The organism is Pseudomonas sp. 2835 (genome assembly GCF_050435905.1).
Taxonomy (GTDB): Bacteria; Pseudomonadota; Gammaproteobacteria; order Pseudomonadales; family Pseudomonadaceae; genus Aquipseudomonas.
In genome coordinates, this window is sequence record NZ_JBNDLE010000008.1 from 1 (window position 1) to 25,811 (window position 25,811).

Consider the following 25,811-nt stretch of genomic DNA (forward strand, 5'->3'; position numbering starts at 1 on the left):
GCGCCCGAAGCGCGCGGCAACACGCGGACCAACTTCGCGGCCCATGCGGGTGCTGCCGGTGGCGCTGACCAGCGGCACGCGCGGGTCGTCGACCAAGGCTTCACCGGCCTCGCGATCACCGATGATCAACTGGCTCAGGCCTTCTGGGGCTTCACCAAAGGCATTCAAGGCTTTTTCGAACAGCGCCTGGCAGGCCAGCGCGGTCAGCGGGGTTTTCTCCGACGGCTTCCACACCACGGCGTTACCGCAGACCAGCGCCAGGGTGGTGTTCCAGGCCCAGACCGCCACCGGGAAGTTGAAGGCGCTGATGACACCGACCACGCCCAGCGGGTGCCAGGTTTCACGCATGTGGTGGCCCGGGCGCTCGGAGGCGATGGTCAGGCCGTACAACTGACGCGACAGGCCGACGGCGAAATCGCAGATGTCGATCATTTCCTGCACTTCGCCCAGGCCTTCCTGGGTGATCTTGCCGGCTTCGATCGACACCAGCTCGCCGAGCTCGGCCTTGTATTTACGCAGCACTTCGCCGAACAGGCGGATCAACTCACCGCGGCGCGGGGCCGGGACGTTACGCCAGGCCTGGAAGGCTTTTTCGGCCTGATCGATCTTGGCGGTCACCTGGGCTTTGCTTTCCAGGTGCACCGCGGCAATCGCGCTGCCATCGATAGGGGTGTGAACGGGATGGTTGCCGTGGGTGTAGGCAGTGGCCGGGACACCAAGGCGGTCAAGCAGTCCATCAACCATTTTCTTCTCCTGCATGCGATGAGTGGTTGAAATAGTGATAGGGATCAGTATTAATCCGATCACTCTGGCGCAACAAACGACCTTTATTCTGCATATCATTCCGCCAGGTAATGATCTACTGGCTTAGAGACCGCTATGTCCAAACGTCTGGTGCCATCGATGGCCGCCCTGCAGTGTTTCGAAGCTGCCGCCCGGCACTTGAGCTTCACCCGCGCCGCCGAGGAGCTGCACCTGACCCAGAGCGCCGTCAGCAAGCAGGTGGCCCAGCTTGAAGAGATGCTCCGCCATCACTTGTTCCTGCGCATCCGTCGGCGCCTGCAGCTGACACCAGCAGGCGCGCTGTACCTGGCTGAGGTCAACAAGATTCTCACTCAGGTCGATATGTCCAGCCGTTACATCATGTCCTACGGCGAACAGACCGAAGTCCTGAAGGTAGCCACTCAACCGAGCTTTGGCGTGCGCTGGCTGATTCCGCACCTCAAGGGCTTCGGCAAGCAGCACCCGAACATCCACCTCGACATCCGCAACGAAATGGAGCCCTTCGCCCTGTTACAGGCGACCGCCGACGTGGTGTTCTTCTTTGGCCAGGGCACCTGGCCAGGTGCAACCTGCATCGAGCTGTTCGGTGAGGAAGTGCTGCCGGTGTGCGCGCCAGAGCTGTTGCAAGGGCGTACCCTCAAGGACGCCAGCGAACTGGCCGAATTGGTGCTGCTGCAAAGTACCTCGCGTCCGGAGGCCTGGCACGAGTGGTTCCTGGAGCAAGGCCTGCATTCGGCCCACAGCTATCACGGGCCGCGCTTCGACACCTTCTATATGAGCCTGAGCGCTGCACAGTCGGGCTGCGGCGTGGCCCTGGTGCCGCGTTACCTGGTGGCTCAGGAGTTGGCCGAAGGCAAACTGGTTGTGCCCTGGCAGCACAGCATGCGCAGTAACGGCGCGCATTTCCTGGCGTTTTCCGAGCATGCTGCGGAAGTGCCGAAGGTGCGCGCTCTGGTCGACTGGATTCGCGCCGAGCTGGCTGGGCAAGATTGATAATTTTTGGAATGACGCATCGACTTTTTTTCGCTTGTGCAGGCACTGCATTCCTCGCTTTCATGTAAGGGTGCCCACTTACCAGGAAGCTTTCGATGCCCGCTCAAGATTTCGTCAGCCCGGACAGCATTCGCGCGCAGTTCTCGGCCGCCATGTCGCTCATGTACAAACAAGAGGTGCCGCTTTACGGCACGCTGCTGTCGCTGGTGAGCGAAATCAATCAGCAGGTAATGGCTGAGCAACCTGAGGTTGCCCAGGCCTTGCGCTGGACCGGCGAAATCGAGCGCCTCGACCAGGAGCGCCACGGCGCCATTCGTGTCGGCACTGCCGAAGAGCTGGCAACCATCGGCCGCCTGTTCGCGGTGATGGGCATGCAGCCGGTGGGTTATTACGACTTGAGCTCAGCCGGCGTGCCAGTGCATTCCACCGCTTTTCGCGCCGTGCACGAGCAATCGCTGCACATCAGCCCGTTCCGGGTCTTCACTTCACTGCTGCGCCTGGAACTGATCGACAACCCGGCGCTGCGTGAACTGTCGCGCGAAATTCTTGCCCGGCGGCAGATCTTCACTCCGCGCGCGCTGCAACTGATCGAACAGTTCGAGCGTGATGGCGGCCTGAATATCGACGATGCTCAAGCCTTTGTCGATGAAGCCCTGCATACCTTCCGCTGGCACCGGGCCGCTACGGTGACCGCCGAACAGTACCAGCAACTGCACGACCAGCACCGCCTGATTGCCGATGTGGTGGCCTTCAAGGGCCCGCACATCAACCACCTGACCCCACGCACCCTGGACATCGATGCCATTCAGCTGGGGATGCCGGCCAAGGGCATTCCGCCCAAAGCCGTGATCGAAGGGCCGCCACCGCGTCGCCATCCGATACTGCTGCGTCAGACCAGTTTCAAGGCACTGCAGGAAAAGGTCGCGTTCACCGATCAACACGGTGAACGCAGTGGCAGCCATACCGCACGCTTTGGCGAGATCGAGCAACGGGGTGCGGCGCTGACGCCGAAGGGGCGCCAGCTGTATGACCAACTGCTCGATAGCGCCCGCGCAGCCTTGGGTGGGGTGCCGGCCGAGGCCAATGCCGAGCGCTACATGAGTCTGCTCAGCGACAGCTTCAAGGCCTTCCCGGATGACCTGGCGCAGATGCGGGAGCAGGCGCTGGCGTACTTCCGTTACTTCGCCACCGAGCGTGGCATGGCGGCGCGCGGCGATGCTCAGCGGCCGACTTCATTGCAGGGGTTGATCGACGCCGGGCATATCCACTTTGAGGCCCTGGTGTACGAGGACTTCCTGCCGGTCAGTGCGGCGGGGATTTTCCAGTCGAACCTGGGCGATGATGCGCAGAACGAGTACGGCAGCAATGCCAACCGCGATGCCTTCGAACAGGCGCTGGGCACACCGGTGCTGGATGAGCTGGCGTTGTATGCCGAGAGTGAGCGGCGGTCGTTGATGGCCTGTGCGCAGGCGCTGGGCCTGTCGCAGCTGTAGGAACCCGGGGCTGCTGCGCAGCCCATCGCTGGCAAGGCCAGCTCCCACCATTCAGTGTTTACAGCACCATTGTGGGAGCCGGCCTTGCCGGCGATGCGCCGCAAAGCGCCCCCGATTCAGAACCTAACGCCCAACCCTAAACCTACCCACTTCCTGCCGCAGCTGCCCCGCCAACCCCTCAAGCTCACGCGCGGTAGCCGCCAGGTTAGTCGCCACCTCACGCTGCTCGCTGTTGGCCAGGGCAATGCTCTGCAGGTTGCGGCTGAGCACGTTCGCCGTGCTGCTCTGTTCCTGGGTGGCGGTGGTAATGGCGGCAAATTGCTCCCCCGCCGAGCGGCTGCGCTCATCGATCTGCGCCAGCGCCGCAGCAACCTTGGCATTGCGCTCCAGACCTTCCTGCATCAGGCGGTTGCCCTGCTCCATGGTGCTGATGGCGTTGCCGGTTTCCTGCTGGATGCTGCCGATCATCGCCGAGATTTCATCGGTAGCCTGGCGGGTACGCGAGGCCAGGTTGCGCACCTCGTCGGCAACCACGGCAAAGCCCCGGCCCTGCTCACCGGCCCGCGCCGCTTCGATGGCAGCGTTCAGGGCCAGCAGGTTGGTCTGCTCGGCAATCGAAGTGATCACGCCGACGATGCCGCCAATTTCCTCGGAGCGCAGGCCCAGGGTGTCGATCACGGTGGCAGTGCCGGCCAGGGCGCTGGCGATCTGCTCCAGAGACGCCGACGCCTGGTCCATCGAAGCGCGGCCAATGCGGGTTTGCTGGACGTTGTCCTGAGCCATGCGTTCGGTGCTGCCCATGTTCTTGGCGATGTTCATCGAGGTGGCGCTGAACTGCTCGACGGCACCGGCCATGCTGGTGATTTCGCCGGACTGTTGTTCCATGCCCTCACAGGCCCCGGAGGACATCGCCGACAACGCCTGGGCACGACTGCTGACTTGCTCCGCTGCTGCACGAATGTGCTCAACCATGCTCGCCAGCGCTTCGCCCATCTGGTTGAAGCTGTGTGCCAGCTGGCCGATTTCGTCATCGCGCGATACCCGCAAGCGCGCCTGCAGGTCACCGGCGCCAAGAGCCTGCGCTTGCTGCAAGAGGTCACCCAAGGGGCGCAAACGGCGGCGCAGTAGCCACAGGGTGGCGGCGACCGCCAGCAACATCGCCAGCAAACTGCCGATGGCCAGGCGGGTACCGACGCTCCAGGTCACCGCGCGGATTTCCGCCTTCGGCATGCTGGCCACCACCGTCCACGGCCCGCCGGCAAACGGCACGGTCACGCTGAACAGTTCTTCAACGCCGTCATGCCAGAAACGCCCCTCGCCCGCGGTAAACCCGGCAAGCGCCTGTGCCGCCTGACTGTCCGCACGCACACCTGCTGGCGGCACCAACCAGTGCTGCTTGTCGTCGAGCAAGGCCAGTGAACCGGTCTGGCCGATACGAAAACGTCCGAGGTTGGCGAACTGGGCCTTCTGCGCGTCGGTGTAGTCGAAGCCGACAAACAGCACCGCGATCACCCGCCCACTGCCGTCACGCACCGGGGTGTACTGGGTCATGTAGTCGCGTTCGAACAGGTTGGCCCGGCCAACATAGGCTTGACCGGCGAGCAAGCGCGCGTAAGCCGGGTGCTGGCGGTCGAGCAGCGTGCCAATGGCGCGGCTGCCGTCCTGCTTGGTCAGCGAGGTGCTGATACGAATGAAATCGTCGCCGCTGCGCACGAACAAGGTGGCAACGCCTGCGGTCATCTGGCGGAAATCATCCACCTGGCGAAAGTCGTTGTTGAGCAATTGCTCACCCAGGTACAGCGCGGGCGTGGCAACCCCGGCGACCGTCACCGACTCCCCGGGATGCAGCTGCAAACCGGCGGCAAAGCGCTTCTCGAACAGCCCGCTGAGGCGCTGGGTGCTTTCGCGCAGGGTGCTGTGAAAAGTGTCGAGCTGATCGGCGAGCAAGCGCGCTTCACTGGCCAGGTGTTCCTGGCGGGTGATCAGGTTGGCGTTGTCCAGCGAACGCAGGGCAAACAGGGTGCTACCGGTAATCACCACAGCCAGCACGATGGCAAGGGCGATACCGAGTTGCGAGGCAATCCGGGCACGGGGTTGAGACATGAAAGCTCCTGGCAAGAGGGGCCGGGATCGTCCTGATCACGCTGACCGTCCGCATCAATACGGGAATCGAACCATCTAGGCGTGGTTCTGATGCCTCTGCTTCGGCGGCGCGGAGCAATACTTGAGCATGCAACAGGGTTATCCTGCGCAAACGTTCAACCGGCTCCGATAGGCGCTGATAACCCCAGTATTTCTACCTTGGGCAGGTCCATGGAATCCGCTTCGCCTTGCAGAAAATCGCTCAGGCGCCGCAAGCGCTCACCACCGGGGCGGGTCCTGGGCCAGACCAGGTAGTAGTCCAGCCCACTGGCCACTGCCGTCGGCCACGGCAGGCTCAGGCGGCCCTGGGCGACGTCCTCGGCAACCATCAGCAAGTCGCCCATGGATACGCCATAACCGCGGGCCGCGGCGATCATGCCCAGCTCCAGGGTGTCGAACACCTGGCCGCCCTTGAGCGACACCTTGTCAGTGAGGTCCATGCGCGCCAGCCAACTGCGCCAGTCGCGCTTGTCGGGGGTCGGATGCAGCAGCTCGACAGCAGCCAGGCGCCGCTCGTCCCAGGATCCTTCCTTGAGCAGTTCCGGCGCGCCGACCGGGATCAACAGCTCGGAGAACAGCCGCTTGACCTCCCAATCCGGCGGAAAGTGACCATCGCTGAGCAACACCGCGCAGTCGAAAGGTTCATGGTTGAAATCGACATGATCGACATCCATCCAGGCGCTGGTCAGTTGCACCTCGTTGCCCGGCTGCAGGTGGCGAAAGCGACTGAGGCGCGCCAGCAGCCAGCGCATGGTCAGGGTCGAAGGGGCTTTCATGCGCAGGATGTCGTCTTCGCTGCGCAGGGTGTTGCAAGCCCGTTCCAGCGCGGCGAAGCCTTCGCGCACACCCGGCAAGAGCAAACGCGCCGCTTCGCTGAGTTGCAGGCTGCGGCCATTGCGCACGAACAAACGGCAGGCGAAGTGATCTTCAAGGGTGCGGATGTGCCGGCTGACCGCACTTTGGGTTATCGATAACTCATCTGCGGCGCGGGTGAACGAACTGTGTCGGGCAGCCGCTTCGAAGGCCCGCAGTGCGTACAGAGGCGGTAAACGGCGAGACATGGCGGCGGGCTCCGAGTTATCCACAAGCGATCGCCAGGATCATACTCCCATGAGTTTTAATCATGCCAACCATCGCTATTATCCTTTTGTGGATAACCGCACGAAGCCTCAGACTTTCACGCTTTGAATCTATCGCGTAAGAAAAGGACGACTCCATGCAGGCTGCGCCTACCCAAGAACTCAAGGCTTTGCTGCGCCTGGCCGGGCCGCTGATTGCCTCGCAGTTGGCGCACATGCTGATGGTGCTCACCGACACCCTGATGATGGCCCGCATCAGCCCGCAGGCCTTGGCCGGTGGCGGCCTGGGCGCGGCGAGTTATTCGTTCGTGTCGATTTTCTGCCTGGGCGTGATCGCTGCTGTCGGCACCCTGGTGGCAATTCGCAAGGGTGCTGGCGACATCGCCGGCGCCACCCGCCTGACCCAGGCCGGGTTGTGGCTGGCCTGGGTCATGGCTCTGGTGGCGGCTTTGGCGCTGTGGAACCTGGAGCCGGTACTGCTATTGCTCGGCCAGAGCCCGAACAACGTCGAGGCCGCCACACAGTTCCTGCTGTTGCTGCCCTTCGCCCTGCCCGGCTACCTGAGCTTCATGGCCCTGCGCGGCTTTACCAGCGCCATTGGCCGCTCGACGCCGGTGATGGTCATCAGCCTGATCGGTACGGTAGCCAATTTCCTGCTCAACTATGCGCTGATCGAAGGCATGTTCGGCCTGCCGAAGTTGGGCCTGGTGGGCATCGGCCTGGTGACCGCAATCGTTGCCAACTGCATGGCCGTGGCCATGGCGCTGTATATCCGCTGGCACCCGGCGTATGCGCCCTACCCGATTCGCCAGGGCCTGAGCCGCCCGTCGTGGCCGGCCCTGCGTGAGTTGTGGCGCCTGGGCCTGCCGATTGGCGGCACCTACACCGTGGAAGTCGGCCTGTTCGCCTTCGCCGCGCTGTGCATGGGCGTGCTCGGCAGCACCGAGCTTGCCGCGCACCAGATTGCCCTGCAGATCGTCTCTACCGCATTCATGATTCCGGCTGGCCTGTCGTACGCCGTGACCATGCGTGTCGGGCTCTATTACGGTGCCGACAACCTGTTGGGGGCCCGCCATGCCGGCCGCGTAGGTATCGGCTTCGGCGCGGCGATGATGCTGATGTTCGCCATGCTCTTCTGGCTGCTGCCAGACCCGCTGGTGGGGCTGTTCCTCGACCACGGGGACCCGGCCTTTGCCGACATCATCCAGCTGGCGGTAAGCCTGTTGATGGTCGCCGCCTGGTTCGAGCTGTTCGACGGCGTGCAAACCATCGCCATGGGCTCGATCCGAGGCCTCAAGGATGCCAAGACCACCTTCCTGGTCGGGCTGTTCTGTTACTGGGTTATCGGTGCGCCGGCGGCCTGGCTGCTGGCCTTCAACCTCGGCCTGGGCGCGGTAGGCGTGTGGTGGGGGCTGGCGCTGGGCCTGGCGTGTGCGGCGGTGAGCCTGACCCTGGCATTCGAATGGCGGATGAAGCGCTTGCTGGGCAGTGCCGCTGGGGTGAACAAGGTGACTGCTTCGGTGGTTTGAAGGGCCCTGTGGGAGCTGGACTTGCCAGCGATGGGCTGCAAAGCAGCCCCGGAATCTACAACGCCACCGCCTGCTGCGCCGGCCCGCGGAGCAAATACTCCATCAACTCATCAATCGGCAACGGCCGGCTGATCAGAAACCCCTGCACCTGATCGCAATCGAAACTGCGCAGCAGGTCCATTTGCTCCGGGGTTTCCACGCCCTCGGCCACCACCTCGAGGTTGAGGTTGTGCGCCAGGTTGATCATCGCGTGCACCAGCTTGCGGTTTTCTTCACGCTGCTCCATGCCGCCGACAAAGCTGCGATCGACCTTGAGCAAGGTGATCGGCAGGCTGTTGAGGTGCACGAACGACGAAAAGCCGGTGCCGAAATCGTCCAGCGAGAAGCGCACGCCCAGGCGCCCAAGGGCGTCCATGGTCTGTTTGACCAGGTCGTTGCGGCGCATCACGGCGGTTTCGGTCAGCTCGAATTCCAGCCAGCGGGCATCGACCCCGTGCTCGATGATCAGCCGGCTCAGGGTTGCCAACAACTGGCTATCCTGAAACTGGCGAAACGACAGGTTCACCGCCATGTGCAGCGGCGCCAGGCCCTGTTCGCGCAGCGCCTGCATGTCGCGCAGGGCCCGGGAGATGACCCAGTAGCCCAAAGGCACGATCAGCCCGCTCTGCTCGGCCAGCGGTACGAACTCGCTGGGCGGCAGCAGCCCGCGCTCGGCATGGCGCCAGCGCACCAGGGCTTCGAGGCCGACGATGCGCCCGTCGGCCAGGTTCAGTCGCGGCTGGTAGTGCAGTTCCAGCTCGTCACGACGCAGCGCCCGGCGCAGTTCGCTTTCCAGGTCGGCAAGGCTGCGGGCGTTGCGGTTGATGCGTTCGTTGAAGACGTGAAAGGTACAACCCTGAGTGCTCTTGGCCTGCTGCATGGCGATGTGCGCATGCCACATCAGCGGGTCCGCGCCCCCCTGGGCGCGAGCGTGGGCAACCCCCAGGCTGCAACCGAGCAACAGGCTTTCGCCGTCGATCCAGTAGGGTTCGGCCAGGGCTTCAGTGATGCGTTCGGCCATCCATTCGGCGCGTTGCGGCTCGCGACGGGTATCGATCAGCAGGGCAAACTCGTCGCTGCCCAGGCGCGCAACCTGGTCGCCGGCTTCAAGCTGGCTTTTCAGCCGCCCCACCACTTGCAGGATCAGCCGGTCGCCGGCCTGGTGGCCGAGGGCGTCGTTGGCATGGCGAAAGTTGTCGAGGTCCAGGTGCCCGAGGGCGACACCGCGCCCTTCGTTGTCGGCCAGGCGCGCGGCCAGCAGGGTCTGAAAGCCCTGGCGGTTGGCGATACCGGTCAGCGGGTCCTGTTCGGCCAGACGTTGCAGGGTCGCTTCGAGGACGCCACGCTCGCGGACATGGCGCAGGCTGCGGCGCAGGATATTGCTGGTCAGCTGGTCGCGGATCAACCAGTCGCTGACACCCGGTGGCGGCACCTGCGGTTCGTGCTCGAGCAGCAGCACCATCGGCAGTACGCATCGCCCGGGCGCCGGCTGCAGTGGCGGGGTCGCCAGCACCAGCGCATTGCGGTCATTGGCAAACAGGGTATCGACTGCCTCCCAGTTCGGAGCGGTCAGCAATACCGCCTGGCCCGCCATCGGCAGCAGACACTCGCGCAACACAGTGGCCCATTCCGGCTCATCGGCCAGCAGGAGCAAACGCAAGGGTTCGACGGGCGTAGACAAGCTGGCTCCTTAGGACGTAGGCGCAGTCAAATGACGATGGGCAGCGAGATTGCGTATCCTAAACCATTAATGAAAATGATTTTCACTTAAAGTCATGCCATTCCATTGCCGACATCCCGCAGGTTTCGCCACGCATCCTGCGGGAAAGTATCAAATGCGGCAAATTTAGATCGCGCGGTACGTCACACTGTCAGACGGTCGCGGCAGAAACTTTCTACCCCTGCTAAAATGCCCGGCTATTTTTCTAGCGTCCCCGGTTTTCGTCATGTCCCGACTCAACCCCCGGCAACAAGAAGCCGTGAATTACGTCGGCGGCCCTCTTTTGGTGCTCGCCGGTGCAGGCTCCGGCAAAACCAGCGTGATCACCCGCAAGATCGCGCACCTGATCCAGAACTGCGGCATACGTGCCCAGTACATCGTGGCCATGACCTTTACCAACAAGGCCGCGCGGGAGATGAAAGAGCGGGTCGGCACCCTGCTGCGCAAGGGCGAAGGCCGCGGCCTGACCGTGTCGACCTTCCACAACCTGGGCCTGAACATCATCCGCAAGGAGCATGAACGGCTAGGCTTCAAACCGGGCTTCTCGATTTTCGACGAGACCGACGTCAAAGCCCTGATGACCGACATCATGCAGAAGGAATATTCGGGCGACGACGGCGTCGACGAGATCAAGAACATGATCGGTGCCTGGAAGAACGACCTGATCCTGCCGCCCGAAGCCCTGGAAAACGCCCGCAACCCCAAGGAACAGACCGCCGCGGTGGTCTATGCGCACTACCAGCGCACCTTGCGGGCGTTCAACGCGGTGGACTTCGACGACCTGATCCTGCTGCCGGTCAAGCTGTTCCAGGACAACCCCGATGTCCTCGAGAAGTGGCAGAACAAGGTCCGTTACCTGCTGGTCGACGAATACCAGGACACCAACGCCAGCCAGTACCTGCTGGTGAAGATGCTGATCGGCACGCGCAACCAGTTCACCGTGGTTGGCGACGACGACCAGTCGATCTACGCCTGGCGCGGTGCGCGGCCCGAGAACCTGATGCTGCTCAAGGACGACTACCCGTCGCTGAAAGTGGTGATGCTCGAGCAGAACTACCGCTCCACCAGCCGCATTTTGCGCTGCGCCAACGTCCTCATCTCGAACAACCCGCATGCCTTCGAAAAGCAGCTGTGGAGCGAGATGGGCCATGGCGACGAGATCCGCGTGATCCGCTGCAAGAACGAGGAAGCCGAGGCTGAACGGGTGGCCATGGAAATTCTCAGCCTGCACCTGCGCACCGACCGGCCCTACAGCGACTTCGCCATTCTTTACCGGGGCAACTACCAGGCCAAGCTGATCGAGCTGAAGCTGCAACACCACCAGGTGCCGTATCGCCTGTCGGGCGGCAACAGCTTTTTCGGACGCCAGGAAGTCAAGGACCTGATGGCCTACTTCCGCCTGCTGGTAAACCCGGACGACGACAACGCCTACCTGCGGGTGATCAACGTACCGCGCCGGGAAATTGGCTCGACCACCCTGGAAAAGCTCGGCAACTACGCCACCGAGCGCAAGATTTCGATGTATGCCGCCAGCGAGGAGCTGGGCCTTGGCGAGCACCTGGACAGTCGCTACACCGATCGCCTGCAGCGCTTCAAGCGCTGGATGGACAAGGTCCGCGAGCAGGTCGCCCTGGAAGATCCGATCGCTGCCCTGCGCAGCATGATCATGGACATCGACTACGAAAACTGGATTCGCACCAACAGCTCCAGCGACAAGGCCGCGGATTTTCGCATGAGCAACGTCTGGTTCCTGATCGAGGCGTTGAAAAACACCCTCGAGAAAGACGAAGACGGCGGCATGACCATCGAAGAAGCCATCGGCAAGCTGGTGCTGCGCGACATGCTCGAGCGCCAGCAGGAAGAGGAAGACGGCGCCGAAGGCGTGCAGATGATGACCCTGCACGCCTCCAAGGGTCTGGAATTCCCCTACGTCTTCATCATGGGCATGGAAGAGGAAATCCTCCCGCACCGCTCCAGCATCGAAGCCGACACCATCGAGGAAGAACGGCGCCTGGCCTACGTAGGGATTACCCGCGCACGTCAGACCCTGGCCTTCACCTTTGCCGCCAAGCGCAAGCAGTACGGCGAGATCATCGATTGTTCGCCGAGCCGCTTCCTGGACGAGCTGCCCGACGACGACCTGGCCTGGGAGGGCCTTGACGACGCGCCGACCGAAGTGAAGGCCGCCCGTGGCAACAATGCACTGGCCGATATCCGTGCCATGCTCAAACGTTAGATAATCAACCTTTGCTGCGGCGTATTGCCGTGGCCACTCTTGCTACATCGAGGAAATACCACAGTGGAAGCACTGCACCAGAAGATTCGCGAAGAAGGCATCGTGCTTTCCGATCAGGTTCTCAAAGTCGATGCGTTTCTCAACCATCAGATCGACCCTGCGCTGATGCAACTGATTGGCGACGAGTTCGCCCGTCTGTTCGCCGATTCGGGCATCACCAAGATCGTCACCATTGAAGCCTCGGGCATTGCCCCGGCGGTGATGACCGGCCTGAAACTGGGCGTTCCGGTGATTTTCGCACGCAAGCACCAGTCGCTGACCCTGACCGAAAACCTGCTGGTGGCTTCGGTGTATTCCTTCACCAAGCAGACCGAAAATACCGTGGCGATCTCCCCGCGCCACCTCAACAGCAGCGACCGCGTGCTGGTGATCGACGATTTCCTGGCCAACGGCAAAGCCTCCCAGGCGCTGATTTCGATCATCAAGCAAGCCGGCGCCACTGTTGCCGGCCTGGGTATCGTCATCGAGAAATCGTTCCAGGGCGGCCGTGCCGAGCTGGACAGCCAGGGTTACCGCGTTGAATCGCTGGCCCGGGTGAAGTCGCTGAAAGATGGCGTGGTTACTTTCATCGAGTAACTCGCCTTGATCCTATCGCCGGCAAGGCCGGCTCCCACAGGGCACCAGGTTGACCCTGCCCCTTGTGGGAGCCGGCCTTGCCGGCGATAGGCCCTCAAGCGTCCGCTGTCGCCTGCAACCCCGCCAGCAACAGCCGCTGATACAGCTCCTCCTTCAGCCCCTGCGGCTGCGCCAGGTTCATCCGCGCCAACTGCGCCGGATACGCCTCAGGTGCCGGTGCATCCAGCGCCGCCTTGCCCAGCTCCAGCACCTCGCTCAACTTGAACTTGCTCTTGAGCCAGTTCAGCGCCCGCAACAAATCGCGCTCCTCAGCCGTGAAATCACTGCCCAGCGGATACTCGGGGAACAACCGTGCGTGCCGGTCGCGCAGCGCCTGCATACGCTGCGGGGTGTTGTCGGTGAAGCGTGAGGCCAGGCGGAAGTCCCTCGGTAGCTTGCCGGCCTTCTGCGCCCGCTCGATCAGTTCGGCCTGAAAGCGCGAGTCACTGATAGCCAGCAAGCGAGCAATCACCTCGGCATCGGTCTGCCCACGCAGGTCGGCAATACCGTATTCGGTGACGACGATATCGCGCAGGTGGCGGGGAATGGTGCAGTGGCCATATTCCCAGACCAGGTTGGAACTGACCTCGCCGCCCGCCTCGCGCCAGCTGCGCAGCAGCAGGATCGAACGCGCGCCTTCCAGGGCATGGCCCTGGGCAACGAAGTTGTACTGCCCGCCGACCCCGCTGAGCACCCGGCCGTCTTCCAGCTGGTCGGCGACCCCGGCGCCCATCAAGGTCATGGTGAACACCGTATTGATAAAGCGCGCATCCCGGCGCTGCAGGCGCTTGAGCGACTCCTGGCCATACAGCTCGTTGATGTAGCTGATGGCGCTCATGGCGAAGCGTTTACGCTGGCTTAGAGGCATTTCCCGCAGGCGCTGGTAAAACGCCTGAGGGCCAAGAAAGAAGCCGCCATGCACCAGCACACCCTGGTCATCCAGCTCGCCATTGTTGGCCGCCTGCTGACGCGCCTCGTCCGGGTACACCGGGCGGCGGATGATCCCGGCTTCGACCAGCGCCAGCAGGCCGTTGACGAACATTTCGCTGCAGCCATACAGGCCGTGGGCAAAGGGCTGAGTGCCGCCTTCGCGTTCGATCAGGGTCTGCCAGGGCGTCAGGTCGAGATCTGCCAGCAAAGCCTGGTACGCCTCGCTGTCAGCCTGTCGTGCCAGCAACCCGGCGGTCAACGCATCGCCCATGGCGCCAATGCCGATCTGCAGGGTGCCGCCATCGCGCACCAGGGTACTGGCATGCAGGCCGATAAAATGGTCCTGGGTGGTGACCGGCATGTTCGGCGTTGAGAACAGCCGGGTGCTTTCCGGGCGGTCGATCAGCAGGTCGAAGTCATCCCGGGGCAGCTCGGACGCGCCCGGCATGTACGGCAGTTCGGCATGCACCTGGCCGAGCATGAGGATGGTTTCACCGGCTGCCCGGCGGCGGGCAATCATCGGCAGCAGGTCGAGGGTGATGTCCGGGTTGCAGCTCAGGCTCAACTGGCCGGGATGTGCAGGATCTTCGGCTACCAACTGCGCCACCAGGTTCAAGCCCTTGGCGTTGATATCGCGGGCGGCGTGGCTGTAGTTACTGCTGACGTAGTCCTGCTGGGCCATGGCACTGTGCAGCAAGCTACCGGGCTGCATGAAGAATTGCTCGACACGGATGTTGGCCGGCAACTGATCGCGGCGCAGGTCGTGCAGGTAGTCCAGCTCAAGGTAGTCGGCGAACACCCGCTCAATGAAAGGCTCGAGAAAGCGCCGTTGCAAGCCATCGCCCAGGTCCGGGCGGCCCAGGCTCAAGGCGGTGTAAATCGTCAGCTGGCGCTCGGGCAACTGGCGAATCCGCGCGTACAGGGCGTTGACGAAGCGGTTGGGCTTGCCCAGCCCCAGCGGCAGGCCCATGTGGATATGCGCGGGCAGGCGCGCCAGCACCTGGTCTACGGCATCGTCGATCGAACAGCTGTACGCCATCTCGGCCTCCTGTGGCATTCCTTGAACAGGTTGGACCGAGCATGCCGCCAGATTGCTGCGCTGGCCAGCGCTAAAAAGCACAAAGCCCGCACGTGGCGGGCTTTGTTGGGCAAGCGCTGGGCTTACAGGCCGGACATCTTCTTGATGGCGCCCATCAGGTCGTCATCCGAGCAGTCGGCGCAGGTGCCTTTGGGCGGCATGGCGTTGATACCGGTAATGGCCTTGGCCAAGATGCCGTCCAGGCCACCCTGGTGGTCGGAGCGCTCTTTCCAGGCGGCGGTATCGCCGATTTTCGGCGCGCCGAGCAGGCCGCTGCCATGGCAAGCATTGCAGTGCTTGGCGATGATTTCATCCGGGGTCTTGGCACCGCCGCCAGCAGCAGAGGCTGCGACTTCCATTCCCTTGCATTCCTGCCCCTGTACACACACCTGGCCAACCGGATCCAGTCGCTTGGCGATGTCGTCGTTGGTCGCAGCTTGAGCGCTGACTGCCCAAAGGGCCAATACGGCAGCTGGTACGGCCAGCATTTTCTTGATTAGATTCACGCGTACACCCTCATGGTGGCTAGTCACGCCCGCGGCCACGGTTTCGCAGGCGGCGCAAGTATAACGGGAACCCTGGCTCACCGAAACAACCCTAGTGTCCAAAGGGTCTTAGCCGCGACAATCCGCCGCGCAATGCCTGCTAGAAGTTGGCCGGAGTCGCCGCGCTGATCAGCCGGGCCGGCTCATCGTAAGGATTGCGGAAACGGTGCGGCTTGGTACTTTCAAAATAGTAGCTGTCGCCCGCTTCGAGGATAAAAGTTTCCAGCCCCACCACCAGTTCAAGGCGGCCTTCAAGGAGGATGCCGGTTTCTTCGCCATCATGGGTGAGCATCTCTTCGCCAGTATCGGCACCCGGCGGGTAGACCTCGTTGAGGAAGGCAATGGCCCGGCTCGGGTGCGCCTTGCCGACCAGTTTCATGGTCACCGCGCCGTCCGAAATGTCGATCAGTTCGTGGGCCTTGTAAACGATCTGGGTGGGGTTTTCCGGTTGCAGCTCTTCGGAAAAGAACTCGACCATGGACATCGGGATACCGCTCAGCACCTTGCGCAGCGAGCTGATGGAAGGGCTGACGCTGTTCTTCTCGATCATCGAGATGGTGCTGTTGGTGACGCCCGCACGTTTGGCGAGTTCACGCTGTGACAGGCCCTTGAGCTTGCGTATGGCTTGCAGTCGTTCACCGACGTCCAAAGCTGGAGCCCTCCTAAACGAACGAGTGGGGTCGAAATTGAACGTTATCATCGCAACAGCGTTCAGTATTTACAACACTTCGACCCGCAGCCTGTCCGCTTTGGCGCCTTAATCGCCGCTGTAGTCCAGCGGTACGCGCTTGAGGTTGCAGAAAATCTGGTAAGGGATGTTGCCAGCATGCATGGCCACTTCGCTGGCCAGCACGTTTTTACCCCACAGTTCCACCGGGCTGCCGAGGCCCGCTTCCGGCACGTCAGTAAGGTCAATACAGAGCATGTCCATTGACACCCGGCCGATCAGCTGTGTGCGCTTGCCCGCTACCAATACCGGCGTGCCGTTGGGTGCCTGGCGTGGGTAGCCATCGGCGTAACCCATGGCCACCACACCAACCCGGGTCGGCCGCGGGCTGAGGAACTTGGCGCCATAACCGACTGGTTCGCCAGCCGGCAGCTCACGGACGCTGATCACCCGTGATTGCACGGTCATGACCGGCTGCAGCCGAGCAGCTTCGGCCTGCGGCACTTCGAACGGCGTGGCGCCGTACAGCATCAGGCCCGGGCGCACCCAGTCACTGGGCATGTTCGGCCAACCGAGCACGGCTGGCGAGTTGCGCAGGCTGACCTCGGCGCTCAGGCCCTGGCGCGCGACCTGGAATACCGCCAGTTGCTCGTTGCTGGCCTCGCTGTCGAGTTCGTCGGCACGGGCGAAGTGGCTCATCAGCACGATGCGCGCCACTTTGCCGCTGGCCAGCAGGCGCTGGTAGGCGGCCTGGTAGTCCTTGGCGTGCAGGCCGACCCGGTGCATGCCCGAGTCAAGCTTGAGCCAGACGGTGATCGGCTTGCTCAGGTGCGCTTGTTCGATCGCCTCCAGCTGCCACAGCGAATGCACCACGCACCACAGGTCATGCTGGGCGATCAGTTGCAGCTCGCTGGCTTCGAAAAAGCCTTCGAGCAACAGCACCGGCGGTTTGATCCCGGCCGCGCGCAGCTCCAGCGCCTCTTCGATGCAGGCCACGGCAAAACCATCGGCGTGCTGCTCCAGGGCCAGGGCGCAACGCACGGCACCGTGACCATAGGCATCGGCCTTGATCACGGCCAGGGCTTTGGCTCCGGTCAGTTCGCGGGCAAGTTGATAGTTGTGACGCAGGGCTTGAAGATCGATCAGGGCACGGGCAGGACGCATGACGGCAGCCTTCTGGGCAGTCTGGTTAGAAGTAAAAAGCCCGGTGCTCGCAGACTGCTGGTCGGCCGCCGGCGGCACCGGGTGAGGGATCGGGATTACGGCAGTGCGGCGACCACCGACAGCTCGACGAGGATCTCCGGTTCGCACAACTTGGCTTCAACGGTGGCACGGGCCGGGGCGACGCCTTTTGGCAGCCACTTGTCCCACACCGCGTTCATGCCCTGAAAGTGCGCGTCGATGTCCTTGAGGTAAATGGTCACCGAGAGCAGGCGGCTCTTGTCGGTGCCGGCCAGGTCCAGCAGGCGCTCAATGTTGGCCAGGGTCTCGCGGGTTTGCTGCTCGATCCCGGCGTTCATGTCGTCACCCACCTGGCCCGCGAGGTACACGGTGCCGTTGTGGGTAACGATCTGGCTCATGCGCTCATTGGTGAGCTGGTGCTGGACTGACATGCTTGGCAGGCTCCTGGTGTTTTCCGTAGCGAGAGATATCGAGGCCTTCGGCGCTGATTTGCGGCTTCTTGCGCGCAATCAGGTCGGCCAGCAGGCGACCGGAGCCGCAGGCCATGGTCCAGCCCAGAGTACCGTGACCGGTGTTGAGGAACAGGTTACGGAACGGGGTAGCACCAACGATCGGCGTACCGTCCGGGGTGGTCGGGCGCAGGCCGGTCCAGAAACTGGCCTGGCTCAGGTCGCCGCCACGAGGATAAAGGTCGTTGACGATCATCTCCAGGGTTTCGCGCCGGCGCGGATTCAGCGACAGGTCAAAACCGGCGATTTCAGCCATGCCGCCAACGCGGATACGGTTGTCGAAACGGGTGATCGCAACCTTGTAGGTTTCGTCGAGAATGGTCGAGGTCGGGGCCATGGCCGGGTCGGTGATCGGCACGGTCAGCGAGTAGCCTTTGAGCGGATAGACCGGAGCCTTGATGCCCAACGGCTTGAGCAGCTGCGGCGAGTAACTGCCCAGGGCCAGCACGTAACGGTCGGCGGTTTCCAGCTTGCCGTCGATCCATACGCCGTTGATGCGGTCACCGGCGTAGTCCAGGCGCTGAATGTCCTGGCCAAAGCGGAACTCGACACCGAGCTTGATCGCCATTTCCGCCAGGCGGGTGGTGAAAAGCTGGCAGTCGCCGGTCTGGTCGTTGGGCAGGCGCAGGGCACCGGCAAGGATATCGGTGACGTTGGCCAGGGCCGGCTCGACGCGGGCAATGCCTTCGCGGTCGAGAACTTCGTAAGGCACGCCGGACTGCTCGAGGACGGCGATGTCCTTGGCGGCGTTATCCAGTTGCGCCTGGGTGCGGAACAGCTGGGTAGTACCCAGGGTGCGGCCTTCGTAGGCAATGCCGGTTTCAGCGCGCAGTTCGTCGAGGCAGTCACGGCTGTATTCGGACAGGCGCACCATGCGCTCTTTGTTCACCGCGTAACGGTTGGCGGTGCAGTTGCGCAGCATTTGCGCCATCCACAGGTACTGGTCAATGTCGGCGGTGGCCTTGATGGCCAGGGGCGCGTGGCGCTCCAGCAGCCACTTGATGGCCTTGAGCGGCACACCCGGGGCAGCCCAGGGCGAGGCGTAACCAGGCGAGACCTGGCCGGCGTTGGCAAAGCTGGTTTCCATGGCGACTGCCGGTTGGCGGTCGACCACGACGACTTCGAACCCTTGCCGTGCCAGATAGTAGGCACTGGCGGTTCCGATCACACCGCTACCAAGTACCAGAACTCGCATGTTTATTACCCTCGACGCAGCGTACCGCTGACATTTGTTGTTAATGGCGTAGATGCGCGCAGTATAGGAAGGTATGACCAGTGCTTTTCACTATATAAAAGCCTATATTTGGCGAGAATTCTCGGCAAGGTTGGCTTTTACGGAGGGGCATCCACTATGAGAACCCAGCACCAAAGCAAACGTGAACTGGACAAGATCGACCGCAATATCCTGCGCATCCTGCAGGCAGATGGACGCATTTCGTTTACTGAACTGGGCGAAAAGGTCGGCCTGTCGACCACCCCCTGCACCGAGCGGGTTCGGCGCCTGGAGCGCGAAGGGATCATCATGGGCTACAACGCCCGGCTCAACCCGCAGCATTTGAAGGGCAGCCTGCTGGTCTTCGTTGAGATCAGCCTTGACTACAAGTCGGGCGACACTTTCGAAGAGTTCCGACGTGCCGTACTGAAGTTGCCGCACGTGCTCGAGTGCCACCTGGTCTCGGGCGATTTCGATTACCTGGTCAAGGCACGGATTTCCGAGATGGCCTCATACCGCAAGCTGCTTGGCGACATCCTGCTCAAGCTGCCGCATGTGCGCGAGTCGAAGAGCTACATCGTCATGGAAGAGGTGAAGGAAAGCCTCAACCTGCCGATTCCGGACTGAGGCTCAAACCAGCACTTGGCGGGTGCTGGCGATGTACTGGTGGACCAGCTTCTCGGCCTGCGGATCGATCATCTCGGCCGGGGCGCGGCCATTGGGGCATGGCAGCTTCGGCGTGGTGCCGAACAAGCGGCAGATCAGCGGCCGCTCTTCGTATACGGTGCAGCCGTTGGGGCCCAGGTGCACGCAGTTGAGTTCTGCCAGCGCGGCTTCCTGCTCGGCGGCACTCTTGCGCGGCAGGCGGGCCATTTCTTCTGAGGACGTGGTTACCGGCCCGCAGCAGTCGTGACAGCCCGGCACGCATTCAAACGACGGGATCTGCTCGCGCAGGAAGCGGATCTTGTGGCTGTTACAACTCATGGCGGCCTGCGGCAAAGAAGTCTGGTGCTCTATTTTGCCCTACGGTTGCCCACCCCTGAAAGCGCAGCTTATCCTGCGTAAAATTTTCCAAACACTCAAAACCAGGACATCGCCATGAACGCCGGCGTTCAGCAGCCCGCCTCGCACACCGCTTCTTACTATGCTGCCAGCAGCGCCCCAAAAGCGGATTACCCACAGCTGCAGGGCGAACTGAGTTGCGACGTCTGCGTCGTGGGCGGTGGTTTTTCCGGGTTGAACACGGCGATCGAACTGGCCGAACGTGGCCTTAATGTGATCCTGCTCGAAGCCCGCAAGATCGGCTGGGGCGCCAGCGGGCGTAATGGCGGGCAGTTGATTCGCGGCGTCGGTCACGGCCTTGAGCAGTTCACCTCGATCCTCGGCTGTGACGGCGTGCGCGAGCTCAAGCTGATGGGCCTCGAAGCGGTGGACATCGTCCGTGAACGTATCGAACGGCACAGCATCGACTGCGACCTGACCTGGGGTTACTGCGACCTGGCCAACAAACCGCGTGACCTGCAAGGTTTCGCCGAAGATGCCGAAGAACTGCGCACCCTCGGCTATCGCCACGAGCTGCGCCTGGTGCCGCCGGAGCAGATGCACAGCGTGGTGGGCTCGGATCGCTACGTCGGCGGTTTGATCGACATGGGCTCCGGGCATTTGCACCCGCTAAACCTGGCCCTGGGCGAGGCGGTCGTTGCCAGCAAGCTGGGCGTGCGCCTGTTCGAGCAGTCTGCGGTGACGCGCATCGACTACGGTTCACAGGTTCGCGTGCATACCGCGCAAGGCTCGGTATTGGCCAGCACCCTGGTGCTCGGTTGCAACGCCTACTTGAACGACCTGAACCCCGAACTCGGTGGCAAGGTGCTGCCCGCCGGCAGCTACATCATTGCCACCGAGCCTCTGAGCGAAGCCCAGGCCAGCCAGTTGCTGCCGCAAAACATGGCCGTCTGCGACCAGCGCGTGGCGCTGGATTACTACCGCCTGTCAGCTGATCGCCGCTTGCTGTTCGGCGGTGCCTGCCATTACTCCGGGCGAGATCCGCAGGACATCGCCGTCTACATGCGGCCGAAAATGCTCAAGGTCTTCCCGCAGCTTTGCGAAGTGCGGATCGACTATCAATGGGGCGGGATGATCGGCATCGGTGCCAATCGTCTGCCACAGATCGGTCGCCTGCCCGACCAGCCCAATGTGTACTTCGCCCAGGCGTACTCCGGCCATGGCCTGAATGCCACGCACCTGGCCGGCAGGCTGCTCGGTGAAGCCATCAGCGGCCAGCACAGCGGGCGCTTCGACCTGTTCGCCCGAGTACCGCACATCACCTTCCCGGGCGGCAAGCACCTGCGCTCGCCGCTGCTGGCCCTGGGCATGCTCTGGCACAGGATGAAAGAGCTGGTCTAAGAGCGCCAAAACGGCTTAAGGCCTTCCTCGCGGGCCTGTGCAGGGGTCAGGCCGACGTCGCGCAGTTGCGCGGCATCCAGCGCCAGCAACGCCCTGCGGGTATTCCAGCGATGAACCATCAGGCCCCAGCGACTGAGACCGGTGGGCGCGCTGAACAGTTGGATACGCTGCTCGCGGCTCAGTTCTTCGGCATACAGTTTCAGGCGCACATCGCTCATACCGCTCATTGCTTGTTACCTCCAGGGTGTGTGAACCGTGGAGAAAGCATGCGCGCCTGGGCAAAACCATTACAGATCCAAAAAGCGGTTATTATTTCCATACAGAATTGGCAGATTTCCTACTGAATGCTGTATTTTTTCTTCATCTGTATTGGTCAGTTGCTGTAGCCGTTTTCCGGAGTATGCCATGACGCTGTACATCAACCTCGCCGAGCTGCTCGGCGCCCGCATCGAACAAGGTTTGTACCGCCCCGGCGATCGCTTGCCTTCGGTGCGCGCCCTGAGCATCGAGCATGGTGTCAGCCTTAGCACCGTGCAGCAGGCTTACCGCCTGCTGGAAGACAATGGCCTGGCCGCGCCCCGGCCCAAGTCCGGATACTTCGTGCCCAACAGTCGCAGCCTGCCTGCCCTTCCCGATGTCAGCCGCCCGGCCCAACGCCCGGTGGATATTTCCCAGTGGGAGCAGGTCATCGAGCTGATCCGCAGCGTACCGAGCAAGGATGTCGTACAGTTGGGCCGTGGCATGCCCGATATCGACAGCCCGACTCTCAAGCCGCTGTTGCGTAGCCTTGCCCAGCTTAGCCGGCGCCAGGACATGCCCGGCCTGTATTACGACACCATCTCCGGCACCCAGGCCCTGCGCGAGCAGATCGCCCGGCTGATGCTCGACTCCGGCTGTACCGTGAGCCCGGCGGACCTGGTGGTTACTACCGGTTGCCACGAAGCGCTGTCGAGCAGCATCCGTGCGGTGTGCCAGCCCGGCGATATCGTCGCAGTAGATTCTCCCAGCTTTCATGGCGCCATGCAGACCCTCAAGGGCCTGGGCATGAAAGCCCTGGAAATCCCTACCGACCCACTCACAGGGATCAGCCTCGAAGCCCTGGAACTGGCCCTGGAGCAGTGGCCGATCAAGCTCATCCAGATCACCCCGAATTGCAACAACCCCCTCGGCTACATCATGCCCGAGGCGCGCAAGAAGGCTTTGCTGACCCTCGCGCAACGCTTTGACGTGGCGATCCTCGAAGATGATGTGTACGGCGACCTTGCCTACACCTACCCCAGGCCGCGGACCATCAAGTCGTTCGACGAAGACGGCCGGGTGCTGTTGTGTAGTTCGTTCTCCAAGACCCTGGCGCCCGGCCTGCGCATTGGCTGGGTAGCCCCCGGCCGCTATCTGGAACGGGTGCTGCACATGAAGTACATCAGCACCGGTTGCACCGCCACCCAGCCGCAACTGGCCATCGCCGACTTCATCGAAGGCGGTCACTACCAACCGCACCTGCGGCGCATGCGCAGCCAGTACCAGCGCGGGCGCGACCAGATGAGCGATTGGGTCACCCGCTACTTTCCACCGGGCACCCGTGCCAGCCGGCCACAAGGCGGCTTCATGCTCTGGGTGGAGTTACCGGAAAGTTTCGACACACTGCGCCTGAACCGCGCTTTACTTAAGCAAGGGGTGCAAATCGCCGTCGGCAGCATTTTCTCGGCCTCAGGCAAATACCGTAACTGCCTGCGAATGAACTTTGCAGCACGCCCCAGCGCCGAAATCGAAGCGGCGGTGCGCAAGGTTGGCGAGACCGCCATTCGTCTACTGGCCCAGGAGCACATCGACGGGTAACTTTGCGCCGCCGCTTGCGGTCCATATTCATACGCCTCAGTTGTACAGGACGAATTTTGTTGAAAAGCCAGCGGGTGCTGCCACTACTGCTGTCGCTGTTGCTCGGCCTCGGTGGCTGTGCCAGCGTCAGCCAGCCACGGGAGGTCAGCCAGGCCCTGCCAGCCAGCGACTCGGCTTTCGGCCGTTCAGTGCAGCGCCAGGCCTCGGCCTACGACGGGCGCTCAGGGTTTCGCCTGTTGCCCAACAGCAATGAAGCCTTCCGTGCCCGCGCCGAGCTGATTCGCAACGCCCAGACGAGTATCGACCTGCAGTACTACATCGTCCACGATGGCCTCAGCACCCGTGCGCTGGTGCACGAACTGCTCCAGGCTGCCGACCGTGGCGTGCGCGTTCGCATCCTGCTCGACGACACCACCAGCGATGGCCTCGACGAACTGATCGGCACCCTGGCGGCGCACCCGAACATCCACATTCGCGTGTTCAACCCATTGCACCTCGGTCGCAGCACTGGCGTGACCCGGGCCATGGGCCGTCTGTTCAACTTGTCGTTGCAGCACCGGCGCATGCACAACAAGCTGTGGCTGGTGGACAACAGCATGGCCATCGTCGGTGGGCGCAACCTGGGCGATGAGTACTTTGATGCCGAACCCAACCTGAATTTCACTGACATCGACCTGCTCGGCGTCGGCCCGGTGGCCGAACAGTTGGGGCACAGTTTCGACCAGTACTGGAATAGCGCACTGAGCAAGCCGATTGGCGATTTTCTGTTCACCCAGCCCGATGCCAGCGACCTGCGCGATAGCCGCCAGCGCCTGGAGGCATCACTGGCCGAGGCGCGGATCAAGCGCAAGGCCCTGTATGACCGGCTGATGGCCTATCAGACCCGGCCACGCCTGGATGTCTGGCGCAACGAGCTGATCTGGGCCCATAACCAGGCGCTTTGGGACGCACCGAGCAAGGTCCTGGCCCGTGATGAACCTGACCCGCGGCTACTGATGACCCAACAGTTGGCGCCAGACCTGAACAACGTCCAGCACGAGCTGATCCTGATCTCGGCCTATTTCGTACCTCGCGAGTCCGGCCTGCTCTACCTGACCAGCCATGCCGACAAAGGCGTTTCGGTAAAGTTGCTGACCAACTCCCTGGAAGCCACCGATGTGCCCGCGGTGCATGGCGGTTACGCGCCCTATCGCAAGGCGCTGCTCGAGCATGGCGTGCATCTGTATGAACTGCGCCGTCAACCAGGCGACCCGAGTTCGAGCCGCAGCATCAATTTTCGCGGCAGCTCCGACTCCAGCCTGCACAGCAAGGCGATCGTCTTCGATCGCAAGAAGACCTTCATTGGCTCATTCAACTTCGACCCGCGCTCGGTGCTGTGGAACACCGAGGTCGGTGTGCTGGTCGACAGCCCGGAACTGGCCGAATACACCCGCGAGCTAGCCGCCCAGGGTATGGCCCCGGCGCTCAGCTACCAGCCGCAGCTGGTCGATGGCCAACTGGTCTGGGTGACCGAGGACAACCACCGCCTGCACACCCTGACCACCGAGCCCGGCGGTCTGTGGCGGCGCTTCAACGCCTGGATCAGCAAGGCTGTGGGCCTGGAGAAGATGCTCTAGACTGGCGCCGGCTCAAAGGCATTGGGCCGCCGCGCGAGCAGCACCAGGCCGAATGCCCCCACAGCCATGAACAGCGGCAGCGCATGCCCGCTGACCCATTGACTGCCCGCCCCTGCCGCCAGTGGCCCGATCAGGCAACCGATGCCCCATAGCTGCGCAACGTGAGCATTGGCGCGCACCAGTGCGTCGTCGCGGTAGCGCTCGCCAATCAGCACCAGCGACAAGGTGAACAGGCCGCCGGCACTGGCGCCAAACAACACCCACAACGGCCAGATCAGCGGCGTCTGCAGCAGCAGCGGGATTGCCAGGCTGGAAGCCAGCAGGGTCAAGGCACAACCACTGAACAACGTGCGCCGCGACATGCGGTCGGCCAGCGCGCCGATTGGCAACTGCAACAGCGCATCGCCCACCACTACGGTACTGACCATGAACAGGGCTATTTCAGTGGTGAAGCCCTGCTGCAAGCAGTAGACCGGCAACAAGGTCAGGATCATCGCCTCGAAGGCAGCGAACAGGGCAATGGCCCAGGCGATCACCGGCAAGCGCCGGCAGAAGCCGAACAGGTCGGCAAAGGTAACGCTGCAGGCTTCGGCACTCGGTGCACCGTCGCGACCAAGCAGCACCAGCGGCGCGGCAATCAGCAACCCGGCACCGATCCAGAAACCCAGGTCATCTTCCGAGCCCACCACGCCAAGCAACAGCGGCCCGGCCAACTGGCTCAGGGCATAACTGCTGCCATACAGTGCCACCAGACGGCCGCGCCACTGCTCGACCACCAGTTGGTTGATCCAGCTTTCGCCGAGGATGAAGACGATGGTCAGGATGATCCCGATCAGCAGGCGCAAGGCCAGCCACAACGGATAGCTGGGCAGCAGCGCCAGCAAGCCGATGGACAACGCCCCGGCCCACAGGCACAGGCGCATCAGCCCGGGTGTGCCGAAACGTGCCGCCAGACGGCTGGAAAGGCTGGCACCAACCAGCACGCCGATGGCCGGCATCGCCGCCATCACGCCAATAGCAAAGCTGCCGTAACCCCAGCTTTCCAGCCGCAGTGACACCAGCGGCATGCTGACGCCCAGAGCCAGACCGACGCTGAGCACGGCTGCCAGCACGGCAAAGTAGGTTCCCCAACGCATCGGCGTC

The 25,811-nt window shown here is 62.8% G+C and carries 22 protein-coding genes; 9 read left to right on the plus strand and 13 right to left on the minus strand.

The features are described from left to right. The coding region (locus ABIE20_RS13365) for an aldehyde dehydrogenase family protein (protein WP_429505495.1) at positions 1-744 on the minus strand (744 nt) is incomplete at its 3' end. Positions 745-879: 135 nt separating this feature from the next. Here ABIE20_RS13365 and ABIE20_RS13370 point away from each other — a divergent pair. Both ABIE20_RS13370 and hglS read left to right on the plus strand, forming a co-directional pair. Next, a complete protein-coding gene (locus ABIE20_RS13370) occupies positions 880-1,776 on the plus strand; it encodes a LysR family transcriptional regulator (RefSeq protein WP_038998061.1) in 897 nt (298 codons plus the stop codon). A 95-nt stretch (positions 1,777-1,871) separates the two neighbouring features. Beyond that, on the plus strand, positions 1,872-3,269 hold the full coding sequence (hglS, locus tag ABIE20_RS13375; RefSeq protein WP_429505496.1) for a 2-oxoadipate dioxygenase/decarboxylase HglS: 1,398 nt from the start codon (positions 1,872-1,874) through the stop codon (positions 3,267-3,269). Between the two features lie 123 nt (positions 3,270-3,392). Here the strand turns inward: hglS and ABIE20_RS13380 are convergent, their stop codons facing one another. After that, positions 3,393-5,372: a methyl-accepting chemotaxis protein gene (locus ABIE20_RS13380; RefSeq protein ID WP_429505497.1), complete on the minus strand. Its 1,980-nt coding sequence runs from the start codon at positions 5,370-5,372 to the stop codon at positions 3,393-3,395. Positions 5,373-5,527: 155 nt separating this feature from the next. Beyond that, positions 5,528-6,472, minus strand: a complete 945-nt coding sequence (locus ABIE20_RS13385) for a LysR substrate-binding domain-containing protein (RefSeq protein ID WP_429505498.1) — start codon at positions 6,470-6,472, stop codon at positions 5,528-5,530. A gap of 155 nt (positions 6,473-6,627) precedes the next feature. Between ABIE20_RS13385 and ABIE20_RS13390 the strand changes: the two genes are divergently transcribed. After that, positions 6,628-8,019, plus strand: a complete 1,392-nt coding sequence (locus ABIE20_RS13390; protein WP_429505499.1) for a NorM family multidrug efflux MATE transporter — start codon at positions 6,628-6,630, stop codon at positions 8,017-8,019. 55 nt (positions 8,020-8,074) lie between these two features. On the opposite strand, the gene ABIE20_RS13395 is transcribed toward ABIE20_RS13390, so the two are convergent. Then, a complete protein-coding gene (locus ABIE20_RS13395) occupies positions 8,075-9,739 on the minus strand; it encodes a putative bifunctional diguanylate cyclase/phosphodiesterase (RefSeq protein WP_429505500.1) in 1,665 nt (554 codons plus the stop codon). Positions 9,740-10,004: 265 nt separating this feature from the next. On the opposite strand from ABIE20_RS13395, the gene rep reads away from it, so the two are divergent. Both rep and ABIE20_RS13405 read left to right on the plus strand, forming a co-directional pair. After that, the gene (rep, locus tag ABIE20_RS13400; protein ID WP_429505501.1) at positions 10,005-12,014 is read left to right on the plus strand and encodes a DNA helicase Rep; all 2,010 of its coding nucleotides are present in this window, start codon (positions 10,005-10,007) and stop codon (positions 12,012-12,014) included. Between the two features lie 63 nt (positions 12,015-12,077). Further along, on the plus strand, positions 12,078-12,650 hold the full coding sequence (locus tag ABIE20_RS13405; protein ID WP_429505502.1) for a xanthine phosphoribosyltransferase: 573 nt from the start codon (positions 12,078-12,080) through the stop codon (positions 12,648-12,650). A 94-nt stretch (positions 12,651-12,744) separates the two neighbouring features. Here the strand turns inward: ABIE20_RS13405 and ABIE20_RS13410 are convergent, their stop codons facing one another. The 6 genes from ABIE20_RS13410 to dadA all read right to left on the minus strand — a co-directional run bounded on the left by ABIE20_RS13410 (position 12,745) and on the right by dadA (position 18,795). Then, positions 12,745-14,658, minus strand: a complete 1,914-nt coding sequence (locus ABIE20_RS13410; RefSeq protein WP_429505503.1) for an acetyl-CoA hydrolase/transferase C-terminal domain-containing protein — start codon at positions 14,656-14,658, stop codon at positions 12,745-12,747. Between the two features lie 122 nt (positions 14,659-14,780). Beyond that, entirely contained in the window at positions 14,781-15,203 is a 423-nt protein-coding gene (locus ABIE20_RS13415) for a c-type cytochrome (protein ID WP_429505504.1), read from the minus strand. A 139-nt stretch (positions 15,204-15,342) separates the two neighbouring features. Further along, positions 15,343-15,891, minus strand: a complete 549-nt coding sequence (locus ABIE20_RS13420) for a cupin domain-containing protein (RefSeq protein WP_010225839.1) — start codon at positions 15,889-15,891, stop codon at positions 15,343-15,345. Positions 15,892-15,999: 108 nt separating this feature from the next. Then, the gene (alr, locus tag ABIE20_RS13425) at positions 16,000-17,073 is read right to left on the minus strand and encodes an alanine racemase (protein ID WP_429505505.1); all 1,074 of its coding nucleotides are present in this window, start codon (positions 17,071-17,073) and stop codon (positions 16,000-16,002) included. Positions 17,074-17,168: 95 nt separating this feature from the next. Then, complete coding sequence (locus ABIE20_RS13430; RefSeq protein ID WP_429505506.1) at positions 17,169-17,522, minus strand: RidA family protein; 354 nt, start codon at positions 17,520-17,522, stop codon at positions 17,169-17,171. Next, complete coding sequence (dadA, locus tag ABIE20_RS13435; RefSeq protein ID WP_045199621.1) at positions 17,494-18,795, minus strand: D-amino acid dehydrogenase; 1,302 nt, start codon at positions 18,793-18,795, stop codon at positions 17,494-17,496. The genes ABIE20_RS13430 and dadA overlap by 29 nt, the downstream gene beginning before the upstream one ends. Positions 18,796-18,951: 156 nt before the next feature. Between dadA and dadR the strand changes: the two genes are divergently transcribed. Beyond that, positions 18,952-19,440, plus strand: coding sequence for a transcriptional regulator DadR (dadR, locus tag ABIE20_RS13440; RefSeq protein ID WP_008366790.1), 489 nt, complete (start codon positions 18,952-18,954; stop codon positions 19,438-19,440). Positions 19,441-19,443: 3 nt separating this feature from the next. Here the strand turns inward: dadR and ABIE20_RS13445 are convergent, their stop codons facing one another. Further along, the gene (locus tag ABIE20_RS13445) at positions 19,444-19,797 is read right to left on the minus strand and encodes a YkgJ family cysteine cluster protein (RefSeq protein ID WP_429505507.1); all 354 of its coding nucleotides are present in this window, start codon (positions 19,795-19,797) and stop codon (positions 19,444-19,446) included. Positions 19,798-19,911: 114 nt separating this feature from the next. On the opposite strand from ABIE20_RS13445, the gene ABIE20_RS13450 reads away from it, so the two are divergent. Further along, a complete protein-coding gene (locus tag ABIE20_RS13450; RefSeq protein WP_429505508.1) occupies positions 19,912-21,216 on the plus strand; it encodes an NAD(P)/FAD-dependent oxidoreductase in 1,305 nt (434 codons plus the stop codon). Here ABIE20_RS13450 and ABIE20_RS13455 read toward each other — a convergent pair. Next, on the minus strand, positions 21,213-21,443 hold the full coding sequence (locus tag ABIE20_RS13455; RefSeq protein WP_429505509.1) for a DUF1127 domain-containing protein: 231 nt from the start codon (positions 21,441-21,443) through the stop codon (positions 21,213-21,215). The two genes, ABIE20_RS13450 and ABIE20_RS13455, sit on opposite strands and share 4 nt — an antisense overlap. A gap of 178 nt (positions 21,444-21,621) precedes the next feature. Here ABIE20_RS13455 and ABIE20_RS13460 point away from each other — a divergent pair, with 178 nt between their 5' ends. Both ABIE20_RS13460 and ABIE20_RS13465 read left to right on the plus strand, forming a co-directional pair. Beyond that, positions 21,622-23,052: a PLP-dependent aminotransferase family protein gene (locus ABIE20_RS13460; RefSeq protein ID WP_429505510.1), complete on the plus strand. Its 1,431-nt coding sequence runs from the start codon at positions 21,622-21,624 to the stop codon at positions 23,050-23,052. Between the two features lie 59 nt (positions 23,053-23,111). Next, positions 23,112-24,668, plus strand: a complete 1,557-nt coding sequence (locus tag ABIE20_RS13465; RefSeq protein ID WP_429505511.1) for a phospholipase D family protein — start codon at positions 23,112-23,114, stop codon at positions 24,666-24,668. On the opposite strand, the gene ABIE20_RS13470 is transcribed toward ABIE20_RS13465, so the two are convergent. Continuing rightward, the gene (locus ABIE20_RS13470; protein WP_429505512.1) at positions 24,665-25,804 is read right to left on the minus strand and encodes an MFS transporter; all 1,140 of its coding nucleotides are present in this window, start codon (positions 25,802-25,804) and stop codon (positions 24,665-24,667) included. The two genes, ABIE20_RS13465 and ABIE20_RS13470, sit on opposite strands and share 4 nt — an antisense overlap. Positions 25,805-25,811 lie beyond the last annotated feature (7 nt).

Bases quoted from the DNA above. Each gene is read 5' to 3' on its own strand.
- ABIE20_RS13370 (WP_038998061.1), top strand. From the start codon at position 880: ATGTCCAAACGTCTGGTGCCATCGATGGCCGCCCTGCAGTGTTTCGAA.
- hglS (WP_429505496.1), top strand. From the start codon at position 1,872: ATGCCCGCTCAAGATTTCGTCAGCCCGGACAGCATTCGCGCGCAGTTC.
- ABIE20_RS13380 (WP_429505497.1), bottom strand. From the start codon at position 5,372: ATGTCTCAACCCCGTGCCCGGATTGCCTCGCAACTCGGTATCGCCCTT.
- ABIE20_RS13385 (WP_429505498.1), bottom strand. From the start codon at position 6,472: ATGTCTCGCCGTTTACCGCCTCTGTACGCACTGCGGGCCTTCGAAGCG.
- ABIE20_RS13390 (WP_429505499.1), top strand. From the start codon at position 6,628: ATGCAGGCTGCGCCTACCCAAGAACTCAAGGCTTTGCTGCGCCTGGCC.
- rep (WP_429505501.1), top strand. From the start codon at position 10,005: ATGTCCCGACTCAACCCCCGGCAACAAGAAGCCGTGAATTACGTCGGC.
- ABIE20_RS13410 (WP_429505503.1), bottom strand. From the start codon at position 14,658: ATGGCGTACAGCTGTTCGATCGACGATGCCGTAGACCAGGTGCTGGCG.
- alr (WP_429505505.1), bottom strand. From the start codon at position 17,073: ATGCGTCCTGCCCGTGCCCTGATCGATCTTCAAGCCCTGCGTCACAAC.
- ABIE20_RS13430 (WP_429505506.1), bottom strand. From the start codon at position 17,522: ATGTCAGTCCAGCACCAGCTCACCAATGAGCGCATGAGCCAGATCGTT.
- dadA (WP_045199621.1), bottom strand. From the start codon at position 18,795: ATGCGAGTTCTGGTACTTGGTAGCGGTGTGATCGGAACCGCCAGTGCC.
- dadR (WP_008366790.1), top strand. From the start codon at position 18,952: ATGAGAACCCAGCACCAAAGCAAACGTGAACTGGACAAGATCGACCGC.
- ABIE20_RS13445 (WP_429505507.1), bottom strand. From the start codon at position 19,797: ATGAGTTGTAACAGCCACAAGATCCGCTTCCTGCGCGAGCAGATCCCG.
- ABIE20_RS13450 (WP_429505508.1), top strand. From the start codon at position 19,912: ATGAACGCCGGCGTTCAGCAGCCCGCCTCGCACACCGCTTCTTACTAT.
- ABIE20_RS13455 (WP_429505509.1), bottom strand. From the start codon at position 21,443: ATGAGCGGTATGAGCGATGTGCGCCTGAAACTGTATGCCGAAGAACTG.
- ABIE20_RS13460 (WP_429505510.1), top strand. From the start codon at position 21,622: ATGACGCTGTACATCAACCTCGCCGAGCTGCTCGGCGCCCGCATCGAA.
- ABIE20_RS13470 (WP_429505512.1), bottom strand. From the start codon at position 25,804: ATGCGTTGGGGAACCTACTTTGCCGTGCTGGCAGCCGTGCTCAGCGTC.